Below are 23339 nucleotides of genomic sequence, written 5' to 3'. Positions count from 1 at the left end.
CCGAGCCGAGACGTCGCCGCCTCGATCGTTCGCAGGACGCGCTCATGGCGCGCGCGGGTCGTGTGCGCGTCGGGAATGTCGAAGACCGCTCCGGGCTCCTCCCGGCGCCATCGCGACGGCCTCGGCGGCTCGACGAGCCCGCGCTGCTCGTTCATCAGCTCGGCGACCGCCGAGAGATCGAGGGTCGCCGTCGCGGCTCCGCTCGCGCGTGCGTGCTCCGCGAGCGCGACAGCCTCGAGCAGAGTGAACGTGCGCGTCCGCGCGGAGGGCATCAGCAGCGCCACCGCTCCCCGCTCCGCCGCCGTGGCGGTGAGGATGAGCTCGGCCGCATCGATGTGCTCCGGAGCCAGCCGCACCGAGCGGTATCCCTCGGTGAACTGCGACCACCCGGGCTGCGCAGCCAATCTCGACCTCATCGTGTGGCAGACGGCGACACCGCCGCGGGCGCTGGCGCCGGCCGACGCGAAGACCGATCCGTCCGGTGCACCGAGCGTCGAGAGTTCCCGAGCCATGAGGAACGAGATGACCGGTGATCGGCAGACATTCGCCGCGCAGACGGCGAGCACCGATTCGGGCCGCATTCATTCTCCTCACATGCCTGTACCTCTAGGCTATACAGCGCACCTGCGTGCCTGCTCTGTGAGAGTGAATCCTGTGGGGGGAAAATCATCACGGATGACAGACAGCTGGATTCAGTACGGGGGAAGAACATGGATCTGAAGGATTACCTCACGGCTCTGCGCGACCGGTGGTATCTGCTCGTCGCTGCGACGCTCATCGGCGGGGTCGCAGGGTTCGCCTATGCGACGATCCAGCCCGACCAGTACGAGGCGACGACGAGCGCCTACGTCTCCTCGCAGCGCGGAGACACGGTGAGCGAACTCGTGCAGGGGTCCCAGTACACCCAGAGCCTCATGCAGTCCTATGCGAACCTCGCCACGACGCCCGCCGTGCTCGGGCCGGTCATCGAGGACCTGAAGCTCGACAAGACGGTCGAGGGTCTCGCCGAGTCGATCACGGCCGAGGTCGAACTCAACACCGTCATCGTCACGCTCACCGTGGTCAGCACCGATCCGGAACAGGCGCAGGAGACTGCTGCCGCGGTCATGGAGTCGCTCGCGACGGTGACGAGCGACCTCTCCCCGAAGGACGCGGCCGGCCGCCCGTCGATCGTCCTCACGACAGTGCAGCCACCGAGCGTGCCGCAGTTCCCGTTCGCGCCCAACACGCGGTTGATCGCGGTCACGGGCGCGGCTCTCGGTCTGATCCTCGCGGTCATCTACGCCATCTTCAAGCAGCTCCTCGACACTCGGATCCGCTCCGAAGAGGATGCAGAGCGTTCCGCCGGCATCCCCTTCCTCGGGCGCATCCCCCGACCCAGCGGCAAGCGCCGGGCGCTGCGGTCCTCGATCAGCGGACAGTGGGACTCCTCCGCCTCGACGCGGGAAGCGTATCGACGTCTCGCCGCGAGCCTCGACTTCGCCGACATCGACGGGGACCTCCGGATGGTCGTCGTGTCGTCGGCCTTCGCGGGCGAGGGCAAGACGACGACTGCGGTGAATCTCACGCTCGCCCTTGCGGAGCGTCGTTCCCGCGTACTCCTGATCGATGCCGATCTTCGCCGCCCCCGCATCGCGGAAGCCTGTGGCCTCGATGGATCGGTGGGTCTCACCACGGCGCTGACCCATCAGGCGTCCCTCGCAGACTCGATCCAGAACTGGGGCACGCGGAACATCGACGTGCTCACCAGCGGCCTGCGTCCGCCCAACCCGACCGAGGTCGTGAGCTCGGCAGCCATGCAGGACCTGCTCCGTGAGGTCCGCGAGAACTACGACTTCGTCGTCGTCGATTCCGCCCCGGTTCTTCCGGTGAGCGACACGCTCACGCTGGCCCGCGCATCGGGCGCGAGCCTGCTGGTCGGCCGCTACAAGGTGACGCGTCGACAGTCGTTGCGGAAGGCCGTCGACACTCTCACCGGTGCGGGCGCCCGGGTGATCGGGTTCGTGTTGAATGCGGTTCCTCCGGAGCACTCCTCGTCGAGCTACTACGAAGAAGCCGAGCCCACCACGCACGGGAGCGACGCGAAGGCTCCTGAGACGCGGTCTTCCGAGAAGCGGGCCACCGCGAAGAAGAAGACCGACGCGGACGCGGCGAAGAAGGCTGACACGGACACGGCGAAGCAGGCCGACGCGGACACGGCGAAGAAGTCCGACACGGACTCCTCGGAGAAGACTCCTCGCTGACGCCCTGCCGCCGACGTCCCTCCGCTGACGCCCTGCGGGTCACGCTTCTCAGGTGAGAGATGCGAACGTGTAGTCGAAGTCGCCACCGTGCTCACGGTGGTGATGATCTGCGGCGAGCAGCGCGACGACATCGAGTGCGATCGCCGGAGTGAGCACCGCCGGGTCGACGCGTGCGGCCGCCAGCAGCTCACGCCACTCCTCATCGAGGTGGCCGCCCGTCAGCGCGGCGCGCATCTCGTCGTCTCTCACTGCGAGTGAGAGCGCATCGAAGAAGAACGGGGCGGGACGCGCATCCTCGAAATCGATCGGACTCCAGTCCGCGGGGCCGCGCCCCAGGATGTTCTCGGGGGTCAGGTCGCCGTGAGCGATCGGCCACGGCACCTCGCCGACGAGGTCGGCGACCTGGGCGACCTCGTCCCACCGCGATCGGCCTGACAGCCCGTCGAGCGCTGCGTGCGCCTCGTCGAGGAGCGTCTTCCTGACGGAGTCGGCGCGGAGCCGGGCGGTCGAGATGACCAGGACCTCTCGAAGCAGGGCGATGCGGTCTGCGGACTCCCAGAACCGCGCCGGACGTCCCGGGACACGGGCCTCGATCAGCAGCCTGTCGTCGTCGCGAAGATGCCATTCGACAGCCCCGTAGACTTCTCCGAGCTCGGCACGACGCCCGCGGTACTGCGGCGCGAGCGGAGTCCGGCGCAGGTGCGTCACGGTCGACTCCGAGCGGTCGAAGCCGACCAGCCCGCCGTCCTTGGTCATCAGCACTCGCACGGGCAGCGTCGCGCCGCGGGGGTCTGCAGTCGAGCGACTGCCACCGACACGGACGAGCCTCGGCGCGGCGAGAAGGCGCCTCAGATCGAGGAGGGCTCTCTTCAGCCCGCGGCCGCGATCGATGTGAGCGAGGGCTGCGGTCACCCCCCACCCCTTTTCGACGAGAACCGCCGACCGGGTGTCCAGGATCCGCCACATTCCCGACGCCACGTCGTGGGCGCTGCCGCTGAGTGCGGCCGCTACCGCAGCCTTCGCCGCCCGCTCCCGCGCGAAGCCGTTGCTCATCGCGAGCGCCGTCCGAGCGAGCGGCGGATGAAGGAGACCACGGTGAGCAGATCTTCGCGCGTGCGACGCGAGACGAGCATCAGGAGCAGCAGATATATGACACTGGCTCCGACGGCGACGAGGACCGTCGCGATCGACGTCCAGCCCAGCGCGCTGATACCCAGCGCCAGGAGCCCGCACGGCACCGACACTGTCAGCAGGATGCGGAGGATGTTCGAGATGAGCGGCTTCGCGGGGACTCCCGTGACTCGCGACGCCCAGACGAGCGAGGCGATCCAGTGCAGCGCGTAGGCAACGGTGCTGCCGACAGCGACTCCGAACGCACCCCACGGCAGCCCCGCCAGGATGATCACGATCATGATGGGCCGGACGACGAGGAACATGCGCAGCTGCGCCCCCGTATTCGCTGTCGCGAGGAACATCCAGTACGACACCTGAGCCGTGGCGCGAAGCACGCCGCCGATCGCGAGCACCGCGAATATCGGGGCCATGGGGGCCCACTGCGGCCCGAAGAGCACGTCGACGATCGCCGGGGCCATGCCCGCAGCGAGGGCGAAGAGAGTCGCGGTCGCATATCCGCCGACGATCTGAGCCTTCAAGAGGTAGGCGGCAAACCTCTCCTTCTCCTCATGGATCCTCGAGAGCACGGGGAGCGCGACGCGCGTCATCGGCGCGTTGATCTGATTGAGCGGCGCCATCAGAAGCTGATAGGCCCGGTCGTAGTAGCCGAGAGGGCCGGCTCCCCACACGACGCCGATCGCGATGTTGTCGACGTTCTTCGTTCCATAGGAGATCAGCTGCGTCAGGAAGAGCGCCGCACCGAATCGCATGAACCGCCGGATCGACGTGCGTCGCTGAGGCAGTCCGGGGAGCCACCGGGCGATGACCATCGACAGCACCAGGAGCACCAGCGACGAGGACAGCTGCTGCACGACCAGCGCCCAGTACCCGAACCCCTGGAGCGCGAGGATGATACCGACCGCGAACCCCACCGTGGGGGCGACGGCCTCGGTCACGGAAAGCCCGAGGAATCGCATCCGGCGGGTGAGGTCGGCCCGGTACTGCGTCACCATTCCGCTCAGCACGAAGCCGATCGACATGACGACCACGATCGCCGGCACCTCGTCCTTCGAGTACAGCAGGCCGACCAATGGTGCGGCGAGGGCGACGATGACAGCGCAACCGGCACCGAGTGCCGTGTTGACCCAGAACAGATTCGTGCGCTCGCCGATCGAGACGTGCTTGGCCTGGATCGCGGCGCTCGACAGGCCGAAGTCCCGGAAGAGCTCCGAGATGCCGATCACAGCCGCGACCATGGCGATGAGCCCGAAATCGTCTGGCGTGAGCAGACGCGCGAGCACGAAGATCGAGACGAACTGGAGTACCGTGCGGTACAACTGCCCTGCCAGTGTCACACTCGCTCCGCGTGCGGCCGCATCCCCCAAAGACGCGCGCTGAGAGACCACTCCCCAAACCCCCAGTATTCCGCCCCGATGAGCCCGTAGACTCGTTGAGGGTAATGATACAGCCGCGGAGGCGTTTGGGGGGCCACGCATGATGACGATCGCGCCTCAGAACGCACGTCTCCAGAGGACGTTCTTCACCGACGCCGAAGCCGCACTGGCGCTGCTGACACTGTTCCTCATCGGCGCTCGGATCTTCGTGGGGTCCGGGGTCAGCATCGGGCAGATCCTCGCGTTCGCCCTGATCCCGTTGTGGGTGCCACGGCTCGTGGCGAGCAGAGCCGGTCTCTGGCTCGCGATCACCGCCGCCCTCTCCGCCGTATCCGGCGTCTGGCTGACGGCCGTCGCGGCCCAGAATCACGACACCTCGCAGAGCACCCTCATCGCCACGACCCTCCTGTTCCTCAGCGTTCCCATGGTCGCGGGGATCGTGATCTGGGCGCAGCGCTTCGTCCCCCTGTGGATCATCGGAGTGACTTACGGTCTCGGCATGGTCGCGGCGGCGGTCATGCGACCCTCGACCTTCGCCGAGAACCCCTGGAAGTTCGCGATCGGGCTTCCCATCGCCGTCATCGTGCTGTCACTCACTCTCCGAGCCCGCAGGCGCCTGTCCGACATGGTCGCCCTCGGCGCACTCGCGCTGGTGTCCGTGGCGATGGACTCGCGCGCGTTCTTCGGCGTGTTCACGATCGTGCTGCTGCTCCTCGCCTGGCAGGCGATGCCTCGGATCTCGAACAAGCGGATGTCGGCGGCGAAGGTCCTCATCTGGGCGGCGACGATCGGCTTCACGGTCTATCTGATCGGGACGAGTCTCCTCGTCGAGGGCTATCTCGGCGAGGAGGCCCAGGCACGTTCCGTCGAGCAGCAGGATCGCGCGGGCTCCATCCTCGTCGGCGGCCGCCCCGAGCTGGCTGCCACCGCCGCTCTGTTCCTCAGCCGTCCGCTCGGGTTCGGCGCAGGAACCATCGCCTCTCCGACCGACATCCTCGTCGCCAAGTCCGGAATGCAGGTCATCAGCTACGACCCCAACAACGGGTACGTCGAGAACTTCATGTTCGGCCCCACGAAGTTCGAGCTGCACTCCGTGACCGGCGATCTCTGGGCCTACTTCGGCTGGCCTGTGGTGATCTTCCTCGTGATCGCCGTCGTCGTGATGGTCCGCAGGGTGGCCGTGGAGCTCGCCCGGGGCACCGCCACAGCACTTCTGCTGTTCGCGGTCATCATCACCGCCTGGAACCTGTTCTTCAACCCGATCTACAGTTCAGCGCCCTTCTTCGGCCTCGCCCTCGGGCTCGCCCTGGCCGGGCCCCATCTTCGTTTCGAGGAGTCGCCGTGGCGCGAGAAGGCCTTCACCCGATGAGCGCGAGGCCGCTCAGGGTCATGATGTCGACACCGGCGATCCGCGACACGACGAATCCCTACATCGTGCAGCTCGTCGACGCCGTCGGGCGCGAGGTCGATGTGCGGCTGTTCTCCTGGCGGACCGCCATCCTCGGCCGCTACGACGTCCTCCACGTCCACTGGCCCGAGATCTTCACGTCGGCGTCGAGCGGTCCGAAGCGCTGGGTACGTCGTGCGCTGACCACGGCCCTTCAGAGCCGGCTCGCTCTGACCAAGACGGCTCTCGTGAGGACTGCGCACAACGAACGGCCCCATGAGTCCACTTCCACGGTGGACGGCGCGATCCTGCGACGATGGAACCGTCTCACCACGCTCTGGATCCTCCTCAACGAGCGCACACGCACCGAGTCGGCTGCGGAGCGGGTGCTGATCCCTCACGGTCACTACCGCGATCATTTCGCGCGATACGGGCGACAGGCGGCGACAGCCGATCTGGTGAGCGTGGTCGGACACATCCGGCCATACAAGGGCATGGAAGAGCTGGTGGAGGCCGTCGCCGACGACTCTGCGGAGGGAGCGTTCCGGCTGCACGTCGCGGGGAAGCCGGCGGATGCCGCACTCGGCCGGGTTCTCGTCGAGAATGCATCCGGCTCGGAGCGCATCACCCTCGAGCTCGATTTCGTCGACGACCGACGGATCGTCGAGATCATCTCCTCGTCGGCTCTCGTCGCACTCCCCTACCGTCAACTGCACAACTCTGGGGTGGCGCTGTTGGCGCTGTCGCTCGACCGGCCTGTGCTCGTGCCCGACAACGCGGTGACGCGAGACCTCCAGCAGGAGGTCGGCGCGTCGTGGGTGCACCTGCTCGACGCCGACACCGAGCTCACGCGGGCGATCCGCGACGCGCTCGGGCACGGCATCCCCGAAGGATCGCCCGACCTGAGCGCTCGGGAGTGGCCGCTGACAGCCCGCCAGCATGCGGCCGCCTATGCCCGCGCAGCAGAGATCCGCGGGCGTCGGTGACGCATCCGCGGATCCCTGTGCTGCTCGTGTCGGCGTGACTCAGCGCCGCCCGGTCAGGGGATGGCGACGACCTTGATGGTGCCGAACGACACGGTGTACGGCACGTTGGTGGTTCCCGAACCGAGGTAGGCGGCGACACCGACATGGCCCGGAGCCTGCAGGGCTGCGGTCGCATCCGTCGTGGACACCTGCCAGGCCGTCGGCTCGGTCGTGCCCGTCTTCCACACCTTCGCGCGGATCGTGGTCGGGTTCGTGCCGAACGCCTGCACCCGCACCTGCAGCTCCTCACCGGCCGCGAGCGTGAGCCCGGCGATGTTCGCCGCCGTCAACGTCGTCGCCGTGCGCTGCACCTGCAGCTGCACCGCACCGTTCGCCGCGACAACGACCCGCGCACGATAATCCTCAGCACCCACCCGACGCGCGATGAACGACGTGTAGACGGTGCCCGCGACCGGCAGCTGAGCCACCGAGGTCGTCGCTGTGAGATCCGCCGCAGCCGTGGACACGCTCGCGAGATAGGCCGCGCGAGTCGATCCCGCTGCGACGGCGATCTTCGCCGCCGCGCCGTCGAGCGAGTAGGCCGACAATGCCGTGGTCGAGTACGACCACGCGCCGCCTGCGGCTGCAGAACCCCATCCGTTGGCGCCCGTGCGGTTGAACTCGTCCAGCACCAGCGGCTGGGTCGGGTCCGGAGGTGTGGGCGCCGTGACGGTGACGCTCTTCGTGGTGGTGTGAGTGCCGCCGCGGTTGTCGGTGACCTTCAGAGTCACCGTGTACGTCCCGGCCGCGGCATACGGGTGCGACGCCGTCGCACCGGTGGCCACAGCCCCGTCGCCGAAGTCCCACTCCCACGCGGTCACCGAGCCGTCGGAATCCGTGGATCCTGTCCCGTCCACGGCGAGAGTGAGGGCGTTCGCCGCCGTCGTGAACGCGGCCACCGGGTTCACGTTCGGGGTCGGCACCACGGCGCCGGGCGTCTTGGCGACGAAGTTGTCGAACCGCACCAGGTACGGCACGTTCGAGACGCCCGCTCCCGCGTACGCGGCCAGACCGACCTGTCCCGGAGCCTGCAGAGCCGCCGTCGCATCCGTCGTCGACACCTGCCAGCTCGCCGGTTCCGCGGTGCCCGCCTTCCACGCCTTCGCCCGGATCGTCGTCGGATTCGTACCCGACGCCTCCACGCGCAACGTCACCGTCGTGCCCGGCGTCACCGTCAGACCCGTGAGGTTCTGCGTGGCCAGCGTGGTGCCGCTGCGCAGCACCTGCAGACTCACCGCGCCGCTGGCCGCGACCGTGACACGAGCTCGATAATCATCCGCACCGATCCGACGAGCCAGAGCCTGCGCCTGCACGCTGCCGCCCACCGGCACCGTCGCGAACGTGGTATCCACCGTGACCTCGGTCGACGCCGACGACACACCCGGCAGATACGCCGTCCGCAGCGCACCGCCCGCGGTGAGCCGGAACACGCCCGCCCCATCCACGGCGTAGTTCGATGCCGCGTTCGCGAGAGACCATGCGCCACCCTGATCGGCGGAGCCCAGGCCGCTCGCGAGCGTGCGTCCGAACGCGTCCGTCGCCAGGACGCTCGGTCCAGCCGGCGCCTCCACAGTCACGTCGTGAGTCACGGTCGCTGTCGCACCGTCGTCGTCGGTGACGGTCAGCGTCACCGTATAGGTGCCCGCCGCCGCATACGTGTGGGTCGCGTTCGGACCCGAACCATGGGCACTCTCATCACCCCAGTTCCAGTCGTACGAGGCGATCGACCCGTCCGAGTCCGTGGACCCGCCGCCGTCCGCAGACACCACGAGGCCGTTGACGGTCGACGTGAACGCAGCCGCGGGTGGCGCATTCGCCGGCACCGGCGGAACCACGACGGATTCCGTCTTGGTCGTCGAGGCGCCCTCGTTGTCCGTCACCGTCAGGGTCACCGCGTAGGTGCCTGCCGCCGCGTAGGTGTGGGTCGCCGTCGCGCCGGAACCGTGCGCACTGTCGTCGCCCCAGTTCCAGTCGTACGACGCGATCGAACCGTCGGAGTCGGCCGAGGCCGTGGCATCCACCGCGACCTTCAGCGGTGTCACCGACGAGGTGAACGCCGCCGCCGGAGGAACGTTGGCGACCGTGACCACCGAGGCGGTCTTCTGCGCCGTGCCCGCCCGATCATCCGTGACGGTCAGCGTGACCGTGTAGGTGCCGGCCGCCGCATAGGTGTGCGTCGCCGTCGCTCCGACACCGTGCGCGCTGTCGTCACCCCAGTTCCAGTCGTACGAGACGATCGTCCCGTCCTCATCCGCGGATGCGGTTCCATCGACGTCGACCTTCAGCTTCGTCACCTGCGATGCGAACTCTGCCGACGGCAGCTTGTTCGCCGGAGCGCCCTCGCTGCCCAGGCTGTAGTGGTCGGCGACCGTCGCGGGCGGCAGCACCGTGGAGTACACGGCGACCTCATCGATCGTGCCCGCGAACTCGTAACCACCGGGGCCCCAGGTCACGTCACCTCCGACGTGCCAGTAACCCGTGTAGTTCTCGGCGCCGGTGTTCGGGTTGTTGCCGACGAGCGCACCGTCGACGTACAACGCCATCCCGGAGGGACCCTGCGTGGCGACGACGTGATGCCACTGTCCGTTGTTGTAGGCGCCATCCGTCGTGATGGTGTTCATCTGACCCGTCCACGTGCCGAACACGAGGCGACCGGCATCCGTCATGTAGACATGGCGGTCGTAGCTCGAGGAATTGCCCGTCGCGCCGTTGCCGAAGCCGATGATCTTGCCGCCGGAGTTCGTGGTCGTCTTGAACCACGCCTCCGTCGAATAGACGGCCGGGTTGACGAAGGACTTCTGGCTGATCAGTTGGCCGCCCTCGAAGGTGGTGGCTCCACCGGGAACGCCGTCGAGAGCACCCGTGGCCACCTTGGTGTGAGCGCCGAAGTACGAGCCGCGCTGCGACGACCCTGAAGCGTCGGCCGCGACCGACCCGGAGGTCTCGTCGAGGCGCCAGTACAGCGTCGGTTCCGACGCGTACACGGCTGCACCGTATCCGTCGCTCGGAGGCGTAGCACCCTCGAGCGTGCGTCCCGAGGCCACGTAGTGCTCCTGCACCTGTGTGCGAGACAGCGCGCCGCTGTAGATGGCGACCTCGTCGATCGCGCCGTTGAAGAACTGCGAGCCCGCCCAGGTCGAGTCGCCGCCGATGCGCCAGTAGCCCGTGTAGGACTGCGCGGACGTCGTGTCGGAGCGCTGCGCGACCTTCACACCGTCGACGTACAGCTCCATGCCCCTGGTCGGGTCGAGCGATGCGACGACGTGGTGCCACGTTCCGTCGTTGTAAGCCGACGACGAGCTGACCACGCGTTCTGCATTCGGGTAGACACCGAAGTTCACCCGACCGCTCGGGTCCATGTAGACGTGACGGTCGTAAGCGGAAGAGGTCCCGGTCGGGCTGTTGCCGAATCCGACGATCTTCCCGCCCTGGTTCGTGGTGGTCTTGAACCAGGCCTCGATCGCGAACTTCTGCGGACCCTCGATCGCCGTCTGCGTCGTCGCGAAGCCCGAGTTCGTGCCGTTGAAGCTCGACGCGGGAACGGATGCCGGGGTCAGTGCGCCGTCGACGCTTCTCGTCACGCCGTCGCGGACGGCGAGGTCGCCGGAACCTGCCCAGTCGATCGACGAGGAGCCGGAGTCGTTGAGCGGCCAGTAGTTGCTCGGAGCATCATCGAGCACTGTCGTCGAATAGGCCGGCATGGCGCCTGAGCCGTCGACCGTCGCGGTGATGGTGTTGCTCCACGCCACGTTGCCGTGCGGGTCTTCTGCTCTGATCCGATATGTGTGTGTGCTGCCCTGCACCAGCCCCTTGTCGATGAACGACATGCCGGGAAGACCCCAGTCGGCCGACTTCGATCGGGCGGTCGCGGTGTAGATCGGAGAGGCGTTGACGCCGTCCCTGATCAGCTTGTATTCGAGGAACTCGTTGTCGCGGTCCCAGTTCAGCGGCCAGCTGATGCGCATCGTCTGCTGGGCGATCGAGCTCGCCGCGGGCACCCAGGTGCTGCTGCTCAGACGCGGGCCGTCGGAGTTCGGCGCCTTCTCGGTGGTCGCGAAGCGCACGAGACCCTGCTGGAGCTGGTTGTTCACCCGGGTGAACTCGCCGGCCATGATCACGTAGTCGCCGTTGCCGGTCACGCTCCACGGGCCCTGGTTCGCGCCGCTCACCGACCCCGTGTTGAACGTGGGGTACCAGTGCAGCAGTCGCGGTGCGGGGTTTCCGCCCCAGTCGTAGTAGCCGTATCCGAGGCCGTACGGGGTGGTACGCGCTGTAGGTGTCACCGTGGCAGTCCTCGACCCAGGTCAGTCCGCCGGTCGCCCAGTCGCTCTTGAAGATGCCCTCGAGGTTTCCACCCGCACCGAAGTGATAACCGGTTCCGTAGAGATTGTCGCCGTCGGTCGTGAGCGACCAGATCGCGGCGTCGGCGCCGCCGTTGCGGACGATGCTGTTCGCGGCGAACGGCAGCAGCCCTCCGGTCGTCGCATCGACCAGCGCCATGCCGTAGCCCGGGTTGGAGGAACCGTTCACCGTCGTGAAGTGCCCGGCCAGCGCCACCTTGGTGCCGTCACCGGAGACGACGACGTCGTTGCCTCGGTTGTCGAGCTGCGGAGCCCAGGGAAGCAGGGCTCCCGTCGAGCTCACCGCAGCGGCTCGCACACGGTCGTTGCTGGCGACCCGGCCGAAGATGCCGGTGAAGTACACGGCGGAGTTCGTGGCCGTGATCGCACGCACCGAGGCGTTGACGCTCGGGGCCCACGAGCCGACGAGCGTACCCGCCGGGATGTCGAATGCCGCGACACGGTTGCGGGTGGAGCCGTTCACCGCGGTGAAGTCGCCGCCGATGTACAGCCGCTTGCCGTCGGGGGATGCGGCGATGGAGCGCACCTGACCGTTGACGTTCGGCGCGAACGACGTCATCGCACCGGTGCGGATGTCGTAGGCGATGACGTTGTTGCGCGCGACCTCGTTGACGCCGACGGCGGCGCCCGCGGGGCGAGCCGTCGCGAACTGGCCGGCCGCGTAGACCGTGTTACCGACGATGACCTGGTCCCAGACGATGCCGTTGACCTGCACCGTCGGGAGGACATCGGTCGACACGGTCGCCGGCACGGTGGCCTCGACGGGCGCCGTGTCGGCGCTGGCGGCCGCCGGTGCGAGCACCAGACCGCTGGCGATCAACGCCCCGATTGCGAGCGTCGTACCGAACCGCAGTCCGGACGCCTTCTTGTTCCCCAGAAAATCGCGCAGAACACCCATGTGCTCGCTCCCCAAATTCAGTGCACTCGATGAGTGCTCCCCAGTACCCCAGACGCTGCATCCGCCTGCCTTCGCGAACCCCTTCACGGAAGACGGCTTGTGTGCAACGATCGCCAGAATACCGGAATCTATGTGGGTCGTCTAGAGCGAACACAGATCAATCTGATATAGCGCAAAAACAGATCCGCAGGACGTCGCTGACGTCCTGCGGATCTCTCTGCCGAGTCTGCGGTGCGACTCGGGCGCTGCCGGCTCAGAGGACCGGAACGACCTTGATGGTGCCGAACGACACGGTGTACGGCACGTTGGTGGTTCCCGAACCGAGGTAGGCGGCGACACCGACATGGCCCGGAGCCTGCAGGGCTGCGGTCGCATCCGTCGTGGACACCTGCCAGGCCGTCGGCTCGGTCGTGCCCGTCTTCCACACCTTCGCGCGGATCGTGGTCGGGTTCGTGCCGAACGCCTGCACCCGCACCTGCAGCTCCTCACCGGCCGCGAGCGTGAGCCCGGCGATGTTCGCCGCCGTCAACGTCGTCGCCGTGCGCTGCACCTGCAGCTGCACCGCACCGTTCGCCGCGACAACGACCCGCGCACGATAATCCTCAGCACCCACCCGACGCGCGATGAACGACGTGAAGGCACTGCCACCGACGGGCAGTTGAGCCACGCTCGTCGTCGCGGTCAAGTCGGTGGACTCCGACGAGATTCCCGTGAGATAGGCGGAGCGCGTGGATCCGGCCGCGACGGCGACCTTCGCCGCCGCCCCGTCGACGGAGTACGCCGACAGCGATGTGGTCGAGTACGACCAGGCGCCGCCTGTGGCCGCAGAGCCCCAGCCGTTGGCACCCGTGCGGTCGAACTCGTCGAGCACCAACGGCACAACAGGTTCCGGCTCCGGAGCGGCGACCGTGACACTGTTCGTGGTGGTGTGAGTGCCGCCGCGGTTGTCGGTGACCTTCAGGGTCACCGTGTACGTCCCGGCCGCGGCATACGGGTGCGACGCCGTCGCACCGGTAGCCGCTGCCCCGTCGCCGAAGTCCCACTCCCACGCCGTGATCGTGCCGTCGGAATCCGTCGACCCCGCCCCGTCGACGCTCAGCGTGAGAGCGTTCGCCGACGATGTGAACGACGCCACCGGGTTCACATTCGGCGCCGGCACGACCGTGCCCGGAATCTTCGCGACCAGGTTGTCGAACCGCACCAGATACGGCACGTTCGACACACCCGAGCCCGCATACGCCGCCAGACCCACCTGACCGGGCGCCTGCAGCGCCGCTGCCGAATCCGTCGCACTCACCTGCCACGCCGCCGGCTCCGCCGTGCCCGCCTTCCACGCCTTCGCACGGATCGTCGTCGGATTCGTGCCCGACGCCTCCACCCGCAACGTCAGCGTCGTGCCCGGCGTCACCGTCAGACCCGTGAGATTCTGCGTCGCCAACGTCGTGCCGCTGCGCAGCACCTGCAGACTCACCGCGCCGCTGGCCGCGACCGTCACACGAGCCCGATAATCATCCGCACCGATCCGACGAGCCAGAGCCTGCGCCCATACACTGCCGCCCACGGGCACCGACTCGAACGTCGCATCCACCGTGACCTCGGTCGACGCCGACGACACACCCGGCAGATAAGCCGTCCGCAGCGCACCACCCGCGGTGAGCCGGAACACGCCCGCCCCATCCACGGCATAGTTCGATGCCGCGTTCGCGAGAGACCACGCACCGCCCTTAGCGGCCTCACCGAGGCCGCTCGCGAGGGTCCGGTCGAAGACGTCGGACGCGAGGATTCCGTCGCCCACCGAGATCGACACGGACTCCGTTCTCGTCGTCGTCGCACCGTCGCTGTCCGTCACGGTCAGCGTCACCGTGTAGGTGCCCGCCGCCGCATACGTGTGCGTCGCCGTCGCGCCCGAACCATGGGCGCTCTCGTCACCCCAGTTCCAGTCGTACGAGGCGATCGACCCGTCCGCGTCCGTGGACGGCGACCCGTTGACGTCGATCTTCAGCGGTGACAGCACCGATGTGAACGCGGCTGTCGGCGCGACGTTCGCGACGACGACGACCGAAGCGGTCTTCTCCGCCGTCCCCGCCCTGTCATCGGTGACGGTCAGCGTCACGGTGTACGTCCCGGCCTCGGCGTAGGTGTGGCTCGCAGTCGCACCCGTACCGTGAGCACTTCCGTCGCCCCAGTTCCAGTCGTACGACACGATCGACCCGTCGCTGTCGGCGGACGCGGAGCCGTCGACATCGACCTTCAGCTTGGACGCCTGCGAAGCGAAGCTCGCCGTCGGCAACTTGTTCACCGTCACACCGTCACGCCCGAGGCTGTAGTGGTCGCTCACCGCCACCGCCGACAGCACCGAGGGATACACGGCGACCTCGTCGATGGTGCCGAGGAACGTGTTGCCTCCAGGACCCCACGACACGTCACCTCCGACGTGCCAGTAGCCGGTGTAGTTGCCCGCCGTCTTGTTGGTGTTCTCGCCGACAAGCGCACCGTCGACGTAGAGCCGCATGCCCGAGGAGCCCTGGGTCGCGACGACGTGGTGCCATTGCCCGTTGTTGTACGCGCCGCTCGAAGTCAGGCGCACCTGTCCCCCGTTGGTCGCCCCGAAGACGAGCTGTCCGGTGTTGGTCATGTAGACGTGGCGGTCGTAGCTCGACGAGTTGCCTGTCGCGCTGCTGCCGAAGCCGACGATCTTGCCGCCGGAGGTCGAGGTCGTCTTGAACCACGCCTCGGTCGAGTACACCACGGGGTTCACGAACGAGGTCTGGCTGATCGCCTGCCCACCCCCGAACGTGACGGCCGTGTCGGTGACGCCATGGAGCGCTCCCGTCTGCCCCTTCGTGTTCGTCCCCACGTAGGTTCCGCGCTGCCCCGACCCCGAGGCATCCTGCACCACGGTTCCCGTGCTCTCAGCGAGCCGCCAGTAGAGCGTCGGATCCGATTTCACGACGGCCGAGCCATAGGCATCGGCGGGCGGGTTCTGCACAGTCGGCGTGCGGCCGGCGGCGGTGAAGTGCTGTGCGACCTGCGCCGCGGAGAGCGGCGCACCGTAGACGGCCACCTCATCGATCGTCCCGGCGAAGTACTGTGCACCCGACCAGGTGGCGTCGCCTCCGACGCGCCAGAAGCCGCTGAAGATCTCGGCCGAGTACGAGTCGGTCCGCTGACCCACACGCACCCCGTCGACGTAGAAGGTCATCCCCGCGACCGGGTCCATCGTCGCGACGACGTGGTGCCACGCACCGTCGTTGTAGGCGTTCGGAGACGTGAGAACACGCCTTTCACCCTGATAGATGCCGAAGTTCAGTCGACCGCTCGTGTCCATGTAGATGTGGCGATCACTCGATGCCGAGGTGCCCGTCGAGCTCTTCCCGAATCCGAGGATCCGTCCACCCGCCTTCGTCGTGGTCTTGAACCACGCTTCCGCGGAGAACGACTGCGGCCCTCTCACTGCGGTCTCCGTCGAGGCGTAGCCCGAGGTGTTGCCGTTGAAGCGAGAGGCCGGGATCGTCGAGGTCGCGAGCGCACCCTCGACGCCCCGCGTCACGCCCGAGCGGACCGCGAGGTTGTTGGCACCTGCCCAGTCGGACGATGCTGCGCCCGTGTCGTTGAGCGGCCAGTAGTGCATCGGCCGGTCGGCGAGGACCGCCTGCGAGTACGACGAAGCACCCAGGTCTCCGGACGTGCCGGCGGTCGCCGTGATGGTGGTGCTCCAGGCCACATTGCCCTTGGCATCCTGTGCCCGCACCCGATAGGTGTGAGTACTGCCCGCTGCCACGCCCGAGTCGACGAAGGCCATGCCGGGAAGACCCCAGTCGGCGGACTTCGAACGAGCGGTGGTCGTGTGGATCGGGGATCCGTTGACACCGTCGCGGATCACCTTGTACTCGAGGAACTCGTTGTCGCGGTCCCAGTTCAGCGGCCACGTCACGCGCACGGCGCCCGAGGCGACCGCGGTCGCCGTCGGCACCCAGGTGCTGCCGCTCAGTCTCGGCCCATCGGCGTTCGGGGCCTTCTCGGTCGTCGTGAAGCGCACGAGCCCCTGTTGGATCTGGTTGTTCACTTTGGTGAACTCCCCGGCCATCACGATGTAGTCGGCGTTGCCGGTGACGCTCCACGCCGCCTGCGTCGCGCCGCTCACCGTGCCGGTGTCGAACGTCGGGTACCAGTGCAGCAGGCTCGGGGCGGGTGTTCCGGCCCAGTTCGCGTAGCCGAGGGCGACGCCCTGTGGTGTCGTCCTCGCGACGGAGTTCGAGAACGCGACCGCGCGGTAGTGGGTCCACGGGTCGCTCTGCGGGAATCCGCCGACGACGCTCTCGCAGTAGTGAGCGTGGCCGGTGCCGTAAACCGCGTCGGGTGTCGCGTACGCGCTGTAGGTGTCACCGTGGCAGTCCTCGACCCACGTCACACCGCCCGTCGCCCAGTCGCTCTTGAAGATGCCCTCGAGGTTGCCGCCGCCGCCGAACGTGTACCCGGTCCCGTAGAGACTGGTGCCGTCGGTGGTCAGCGACCAGATCGCACTGTCCTCGCCGCCGTTCCGCACGATTCCGTTGGCCGCGAACGGGAGCAGTGCGCCGCTCGTCGCGTCGACGAGCGCCATGCCGTACCCGGGATTGGACGACCCGTTGACCGTGGTGAAGTGCCCTCCGAGCGCGACCTTCTGCCCATCGGAGGAGACGACGATGTCGTTGCCCCTGTTGTCGAGCACCGGAGCCCAGGGCAGCAGCTCGCCTGCCGAGGTCACCGCCGCCGCGCGACTGCGGTCGTTGCTGGCGACGCGCCCGAAGTTGCCCGTGAAATAGACCGCGGTGTTCGTCGCGACGATGCCTCGCACCGACGCGTTCACGCTCGGCGCCCACGTACTGACGAGGGTCCCTCCGGCCAGGTCGAACGCGGCGACGCGGTTGCGCGGCTGACCGTCGACCATGGTGAAGTCACCGCCGATGTACAGGCGCTGGCCGTCGGGCGATGCGGCGATCGTGTTGATCTGCCCGTTGACGTCGGGCGCGAACGGAAGCAGATCCCCCGTTCGCACGTCGTACGCGAGGACGTTGTTCCGCGCCACCTCCTGCGTGCCTGCGGCGGCGCCGGCCGGCCGGGCGGTCGTGAACGTCCCGGCGGCGAACACCGTGTCGCCGACGATCACCTGGTCCCAGGCCGCACCGTTGATCTGCACGGTCGGCAGAGCGTCGGTCGTCACGGTCTTCGGTGTGCCCGCAGCGGTCGGCGCGGTGTCGGCGGTCGCCGCGGTCGGCGTGAAGACGAGCCCCGCTGCGATCACCGCCCCCGCGGTCGCCGTGACGAGAACCGCCCGGCCCACAGCCCGCGCGCGCGCAAGAATCCCCAGTTGTACAGCCATAATTCATTCCCCAATGAATTGACACGTCCCGTGAAGGACGAGATCCCCAGATAACCCCAGTTATCGCTAACTGGCGGGTGCCGCACCCCTGAACGCGACATAAGGCTCGCCAGTCAACAGGTCAACTGTAACCCCAACATCGCTCCGCGCGTCAACCGGAATCGAGAATGAGTACTCGCCGTCTGCGCTCTCACCCGGCGCAAGCGTCGCGGGAAGACCCGTCGCCACCGTGTCGCCCAGTGGAGGAGCCGGGCTCTGATCGGGGCCGGATGCGAGGTTCACCGTCGCGCCCCCGAGGTCGAGCGGGGCGTCGGTGGAGTTCGTGACCCGCACCACGACCTTCAGTGCGGGACCGGCGAGATCGCCGGGCTGCTCGCTCGTGGATTCGAAGGCCGTCATCGAGACGACCTCGGCCGTCACTCCCTCGACCACGGTGGCGACATCGTCGATGTCGGTCTCGATGGGCTCGGACGCCGGCGGCTCGACATCGGTGGATCCCGGGGTGGGAGTCGGGAAGACGCTGGGCGTCGGCGGCACGGACGTCGAGACGACAGGCGTCGGCTCTGCGTCCTGCTGAGTGCCCTGCGCCGCCGCGAACCAGATGATCCCGGCCACGGCGAGCACCAGGATCGCCCCCACCACGATGAGAATCGTCTTGCGCGTTCGAGTCATGGGTCCCTCTCCCCTGCGCCTCGACGACTGTGCGATCTCGGCGTTCGGGCAAACTTTACCGCGTGCGGGACGAACGGTCGATGCGTCGGCTAAAGTCAGTGCAACCGCGCGTCACCGGCGCGGGTCGGCCCTGGGGAGGTCGAGCCGACCGACGCTCTGCACGGTCGCACCGGCGAGCCCGCCGCCCCGATCAGCATCGACCGGAGGATCCATGTCCCAGCAGACGCCAGGCGTCCGAGAAGCGCTTGCCTCGCTGCGGGCCGCGCAGAAGTCCAACTCAGGAGCACCCGCATACTCGCGGTTCGTGAACCGTCCGGTCGGGCGAATCTTCGCCGCCGTCGCCTTCGCCTGGGGACGCACCCCCGATCAGGTGACCGCCGTCAGCGCCCTGTTCACCTTCGCGGGGATCGCGCTCATAGCGCTGGCGCCGCCGACGCTCGGCACGTCGTTGCTCATCGTGCTCCTGCTCGTCCTGGGCTACGCGCTCGATTCCGCCGACGGACAGCTCGCACGTCTCCGAGGCGGTGGATCGCCCCGAGGAGAGTGGCTCGATCACATGGTCGACGCCACCAAGATGGCCACGATCCACATCGCGGTCCTGATCTGCTGGTGGCGCTTCTACGATGTCGAGTCGCCGATGCTGCTGATCCCCCTCGGATTCCAGGTCGTCGGTTCGGTCTTCTTCTTCGGGGTCATCCTCACCGAGCTCATCCGTCGCGTCGGATCCGCCGGAACGGCGTCGAAGGCCGCGTTCCGGAACTCGCCGATCTACGCGCTGATCGTGCTGCCGGCCGACTACGGGCTGCTGATCCTCGTGTTCGCGACGCTCTGGGTCCCCTGGCTGTTCATCACGCTGTATTCGGCGCTGCTGGCGGTGAACGCCCTGATCCTGATCGCCTCGGTGATCCGCTGGCACAGATCGCTCGGATCGATCGGGGCCGGACATGCCTGAGTTCTCGGGCCTCTCCGCGGGCAGGGCACGCGCGGCGAAGTGGAGTGCGTATCGCCGGGCCGCCGCGATGGTCGCACGAGGCCTCATGCGTCGTCCGTTCTTCGGGGCGGCCGGCGGGCAACTCTTCCTGGGCCGTCGGACGCGGATCACCAACCTGTCGTTCATCCGCTACGCGGGTCGGCTCGTGATCGAGGACGGTGTCGAGCTTCAGGGGCTCTCGAAGAACGGGATCGTGTTCGGCTCGGGGGTGTCGATCGGCGCAGGCACTGCGATCCGCCCGTCGTCGTACTACGGCGGCGAGGTCGGCGAAGGACTGCGAGTCGGAGATCGCTCGAGCTTCGCGACCGGTTGCTTCATCGGCTGCTCCGGCACCATCGTCATCGGCGATGACGTGATGCTCGGCCCCGGCGTGCGGGTCTTCTCCGAGAACCACGTCTTCTCGGATCCGAGCGTGACCATCAAGTCCCAGGGTGTCGAGCGCGGCACCGTCACGATCGGCGACGACTGCTGGATCGGCAGCGGGGTGACCATCACCTCGGGGGTGACGATCGGCCGCGGAGTCGTGATCGGAAGCGGCAGTGTCGTCACGCGCGACATCCCCGACTTCAGCATCGCCGCGGGCAGCCCGGCGAAGGTCATCCGCACCCGCGATACATCGAAGGGTGGCGGCGACGGCGGAAATGTGTAAGCTGATCCACAGTCATGACCGTGGGGACGGCATGGCTGGAAGGATTTTGGGGATCTGGGGATGTCAGAAGTTTCTGGCGCACCCGCGGGAGCAGCGACACACGCGCCCTGCGGTCACGTGATACTGCGTGCCGTCGATCGACGATCACCGTCCGTCCGGTTCACCGCACATATCTGATTCAGGCACGTCGGCTCCGAGGGGGAACCACATGCACGCAGCACACGAACGCACGGCGCAATCGCGGAAGAGCGACGAGGCATCACTCGTCGTCGCCATTCCGACCTTCAAGCGCCCCGAGCGTCTGGTCCAGACACTGCAACTCGTGGGAGAGCAGCTCGCGCCGCTGATCCCTGCCGGCCAGGCGGGAGCAGTGTCCATCCTCGTGATCGACAACGACCCTGCCGAGTCGGCTCGGTCGGTCGTCGAAGGTGAGTACGCCGGAGTGGCCACCCGCTATGTCGCCGAAGCGACTCCGGGCATCCCGGCGGTTCGCAACCGCGCCCTCGACGAGGCGGCCGATGTCGACCTGCTGTCCTTCATCGATGACGACGAGGTGCCCCTCGAGGGGTGGATCTCGTCATTGCTGGCGACCTGGTCGGCGTCCGGTCGACCGGCGGCCGTGATGGGTCGGGTGGTGTCGCTCTTCGATCCCGACGCCGACCCCTGGGTGCTCGAAAGCGGACTCTTCCGCCGCCCGCAGCGTCCGACCGGCACCGAGATCGGCGTCGCGGCGACGGGGAACCTGCTGCTCGATCTGAATCAGGTCCGCAGCAGCGGAGTGCGATTCGACCAGCGGATCGGCCTCGGCGGCGGGTCCGACACCCTGTTCAGCATGGGCCTGAAGAAGACGGGCGCGCGCCTCGTCTGGTGCAACGAGTCCGTCGCCGAAGACACCGTCGAGCCCGAGCGCCAGACCCGCCCCTGGGCGCTGAAGAGGTCGTTCAGCCACGGCAACGTTTCGATCCTGGTGCAGTTGCGACTCGAGTCGAGCGCCGCCCGCCGACTGCTCATCCGCGCCAAGGGGCTCACGGGCGGAGCCGCCCGCGTCGTCGCCGGGTACGCCAGGCACCTTTTCGGACGGGTGACCCGATCGATCCGCCACGATGCGCGGGGCCTGCGACTCGCCTATCGAGGAGCCGGAATGATCTCGGCGAGCATCGGGCAGACCTATTCCGCGTACTCCCGGCCCGGCAGCTCGGCATGAGCAGGCTCGTCCCGGCGAGCGCACGACGATGGCTTCGCAGTCACGGTGGACCGCTCGGGTCGATCGTACGTGTGCGGACGAGCCGTCCCGAGTTCGTACTCACCTACGACGACGGCCCGGATCCCGTGGAGACCGAGCGCGTTCTCGACGTTCTCCGCGAAGAGTCCGCATCGGCGACGTTCTTCGTCCTGATGACGCGAGCGCGGCAGCATCGTTCGCTGCTCGCAGAGCTCATCTCCGCCGGTCATGAGGTGGCGCTGCACGGGCCCGATCATCGTCCGATCTCGCGCCTCGGGTACCGCCAGGTTCGAGATAGGACGGCGTCGGCGAAGGCCGAACTCGAGGACATCTCCGGCACGGCGGTGCGTTGGTACCGCCCTCCGTACGGCCTGCAGTCCCTCACGAGCTTCCGCGCGGTCAAGGCCACGGGTCTCGAGCCTGTGCTGTGGGGGCCCACCGCGTGGGACTCCCGCGAGGCGACGACCGAGCAGCGGGTCGCGCGAGCGCTCCGCGGCGCGGAGCCGGGGGCGATCCTCCTGTCACACGACTCGTACGCGGGCTTCGCGGACGGAGGGCGCAGCGATTCACCACCGGATGTCGATAGAAGCGCCCTCGCGACCCGCATCCTCGCGGCCTACCGCGAGCGGGGACTCCACGCGCGAAGTCTCGCGCAGGCACTGACCTCCGGCTCGCCGGTGAAGGGAATCTGGTTCAAACGATGAAGGGGAAGAAAGATGACTGAGGAGAACCGCCGTGAGGCAAAGAAGGTCGTCGTCATCGGGCAGGGGTATGTCGGACTTCCGGTCGCGATGCGCTCGGTCGCGATCGGTCATGAGGTCGTGGGGCTCGACCTCGATCCGCGCCGTGTCGCCAGCCTTGGTGCGGGGAGCTCTCACGTCGACGACATCTCCGATGAGGAGCTCCGCGCCGCTCTCGATTCGGGCCACTATCGCGTGTCGTCCGACTACGCGGATGCTGCGGACTTCGACGTCGCTGTGATCACGGTGCCCACGCCGCTCCGCGAGACGCTCCCGGATCTCTCGTTCATCGAGAGCGCCGCCGAGTCTCTCGCGCCGCAGCTCACGCGAGGCGCGCTCGTGGTGCTCGAGTCGACGACATATCCGGGCACCACACAGGAACTGCTCATCCCGCTGCTCGAGGAAGGCTCCGGACTCACCGCGGGCACCGACTTCTTCGCCGGTTACAGCCCGGAGCGGATCGACCCGGGCAACCCGACCTGGGGTCTTCAGGAGACTCCGAAGATCGTCTCCGGAATCGATCCCGATTCCTTGGCCAAGGTGTCGGAGTTCTATTCAGCGATCGTGGACACGATCGTGCCGGTGAGCTCGCCGAAGGAAGCCGAGATGGCGAAGCTCCTCGAGAACACCTTCCGCCACGTGAACATCGCGCTCGTCAACGAGCTCGCCGTGTTCGCCCACGCCCTGGGCGTGAACGTCTGGGAGTCGATCGACGCCGCCGCGACCAAGCCGTTCGGTTTCATGAAGTTCACGCCCGGCCCGGGTGTCGGCGGGCACTGCCTGCCGGTCGACCCGAGCTACCTGTCGTGGCAGGTGCGCCGCAAGCTCGGCAAGAGCTTCCGGTTCGTCGAACTCGCGAACGATGTGAACGACCACATGCCTGAGTACGTGCTGCAGCGCGTGAGTCGGCGCCTCAACGAGGAGGGCAGCGCACTCAACGGCGCCCGGGTGCTTCTCCTCGGGCTCGCCTACAAGAAGAACACGGGCGACATCCGTGAGTCTCCGGCGCTTCCGCTCATCGAGCTCCTGCAGGACCAGTCCGCTGTCGTTCACGCGGTGGACTCACATGTCGAGGAGCACCACTGGCCTCGTACGGTCGAGAGAGTCGCCCCGTCCGCGGTCGACTTCCACGCATACGACGTCATCGTGCTCATCACCGACCACGATGATGTCGACTACGGGGTGCTCGAGGAGAGCGGCGTGCCGGTGTTCGACACACGCAACCGCCTACGCGGCGAGGGCATCGAACGCCTGTGACCTGAATGACAGAGAGAAAGTCGGG

At 67.7% G+C, this 23339-nt stretch carries 15 protein-coding genes; 8 read left to right on the top strand and 7 right to left on the bottom strand.

Annotated features, from left to right (window positions below; all coding sequences use genetic code 11):
* The coding region (locus RTM68_RS05455) for a hypothetical protein (RefSeq protein ID WP_312169027.1) at positions 1 to 581 on the bottom strand (581 nt) is incomplete at its 3' end.
* Positions 582 to 710: 129 nt separating this feature from the next.
* Here RTM68_RS05455 and RTM68_RS05450 point away from each other — a divergent pair.
* Positions 711 to 2243: a polysaccharide biosynthesis tyrosine autokinase gene (locus RTM68_RS05450; RefSeq protein WP_312169025.1), complete on the top strand. Its 1533-nt coding sequence runs from the start codon at positions 711 to 713 to the stop codon at positions 2241 to 2243.
* A 48-nt stretch (positions 2244 to 2291) separates the two neighbouring features.
* Here RTM68_RS05450 and RTM68_RS05445 read toward each other — a convergent pair whose 3' ends face one another.
* Both RTM68_RS05445 and RTM68_RS05440 read right to left on the bottom strand, forming a co-directional pair.
* The gene (locus tag RTM68_RS05445) at positions 2292 to 3296 is read right to left on the bottom strand and encodes a phosphotransferase (protein WP_312169022.1); all 1005 of its coding nucleotides are present in this window, start codon (positions 3294 to 3296) and stop codon (positions 2292 to 2294) included.
* Entirely contained in the window at positions 3293 to 4852 is a 1560-nt protein-coding gene (locus tag RTM68_RS05440; RefSeq protein WP_312169020.1) for a lipopolysaccharide biosynthesis protein, read from the bottom strand. The genes RTM68_RS05445 and RTM68_RS05440 overlap by 4 nt, the downstream gene beginning before the upstream one ends.
* Here RTM68_RS05440 and RTM68_RS05435 point away from each other — a divergent pair.
* Both RTM68_RS05435 and RTM68_RS05430 read left to right on the top strand, forming a co-directional pair.
* Positions 4851 to 6119, top strand: a complete 1269-nt coding sequence (locus tag RTM68_RS05435; RefSeq protein WP_312169017.1) for a hypothetical protein — start codon at positions 4851 to 4853, stop codon at positions 6117 to 6119. The genes RTM68_RS05440 and RTM68_RS05435 overlap by 2 nt on opposite strands.
* Positions 6116 to 7123, top strand: coding sequence for a glycosyltransferase (locus tag RTM68_RS05430; protein WP_312169014.1), 1008 nt, complete (start codon positions 6116 to 6118; stop codon positions 7121 to 7123). The genes RTM68_RS05435 and RTM68_RS05430 overlap by 4 nt, the downstream gene beginning before the upstream one ends.
* A gap of 53 nt (positions 7124 to 7176) precedes the next feature.
* Here RTM68_RS05430 and RTM68_RS05425 read toward each other — a convergent pair whose 3' ends face one another.
* From RTM68_RS05425 to RTM68_RS05410, 4 genes are all read right to left on the bottom strand, one after another.
* Positions 7177 to 10863, bottom strand: coding sequence for a PKD domain-containing protein (locus RTM68_RS05425; protein WP_312169052.1), 3687 nt, complete (start codon positions 10861 to 10863; stop codon positions 7177 to 7179).
* Entirely contained in the window at positions 10832 to 12421 is a 1590-nt protein-coding gene (locus RTM68_RS05420; protein WP_312169013.1) for a hypothetical protein, read from the bottom strand. Before RTM68_RS05420 ends, RTM68_RS05425 begins: the two co-directional genes overlap by 32 nt.
* A 253-nt stretch (positions 12422 to 12674) precedes the next feature.
* Positions 12675 to 17783 (bottom strand): PKD domain-containing protein, encoded by a 5109-nt coding sequence (locus tag RTM68_RS05415; RefSeq protein WP_312169011.1) that lies wholly within the window; start codon positions 17781 to 17783, stop codon positions 12675 to 12677.
* A 66-nt stretch (positions 17784 to 17849) separates the two neighbouring features.
* A complete protein-coding gene (locus tag RTM68_RS05410; RefSeq protein ID WP_312169009.1) occupies positions 17850 to 18455 on the bottom strand; it encodes a hypothetical protein in 606 nt (201 codons plus the stop codon).
* Positions 18456 to 18666: 211 nt separating this feature from the next.
* Between RTM68_RS05410 and RTM68_RS05405 the strand changes: the two genes are divergently transcribed.
* From RTM68_RS05405 to RTM68_RS05385, 5 genes are all read left to right on the top strand, one after another.
* Positions 18667 to 19407 (top strand): CDP-alcohol phosphatidyltransferase family protein, encoded by a 741-nt coding sequence (locus RTM68_RS05405; RefSeq protein WP_312169007.1) that lies wholly within the window; start codon positions 18667 to 18669, stop codon positions 19405 to 19407.
* A complete protein-coding gene (locus RTM68_RS05400) occupies positions 19400 to 20095 on the top strand; it encodes an acyltransferase (RefSeq protein ID WP_312169004.1) in 696 nt (231 codons plus the stop codon). Before RTM68_RS05405 ends, RTM68_RS05400 begins: the two co-directional genes overlap by 8 nt.
* A gap of 208 nt (positions 20096 to 20303) precedes the next feature.
* On the top strand, positions 20304 to 21299 hold the full coding sequence (locus RTM68_RS05395; protein WP_312169002.1) for a glycosyltransferase family A protein: 996 nt from the start codon (positions 20304 to 20306) through the stop codon (positions 21297 to 21299).
* Positions 21296 to 22021 carry a polysaccharide deacetylase family protein gene (locus tag RTM68_RS05390; protein ID WP_312169000.1) on the top strand — a complete coding sequence of 242 codons (726 nt, stop codon included), beginning with the start codon at positions 21296 to 21298 and terminating at the stop codon, positions 22019 to 22021. Before RTM68_RS05395 ends, RTM68_RS05390 begins: the two co-directional genes overlap by 4 nt.
* Positions 22022 to 22033: 12 nt before the next feature.
* Complete coding sequence (locus RTM68_RS05385) at positions 22034 to 23314, top strand: nucleotide sugar dehydrogenase (RefSeq protein WP_312168999.1); 1281 nt, start codon at positions 22034 to 22036, stop codon at positions 23312 to 23314.
* Positions 23315 to 23339 lie beyond the last annotated feature (25 nt).

Source organism: Microbacterium sp. (assembly GCF_031988965.1).
Taxonomy (GTDB): Bacteria; Actinomycetota; Actinomycetes; order Actinomycetales; family Microbacteriaceae; genus Microbacterium.
The sequence above is the reverse complement of the archived record's forward strand: the minus strand, read 5'-3'. Positions and strand labels throughout refer to the sequence as shown.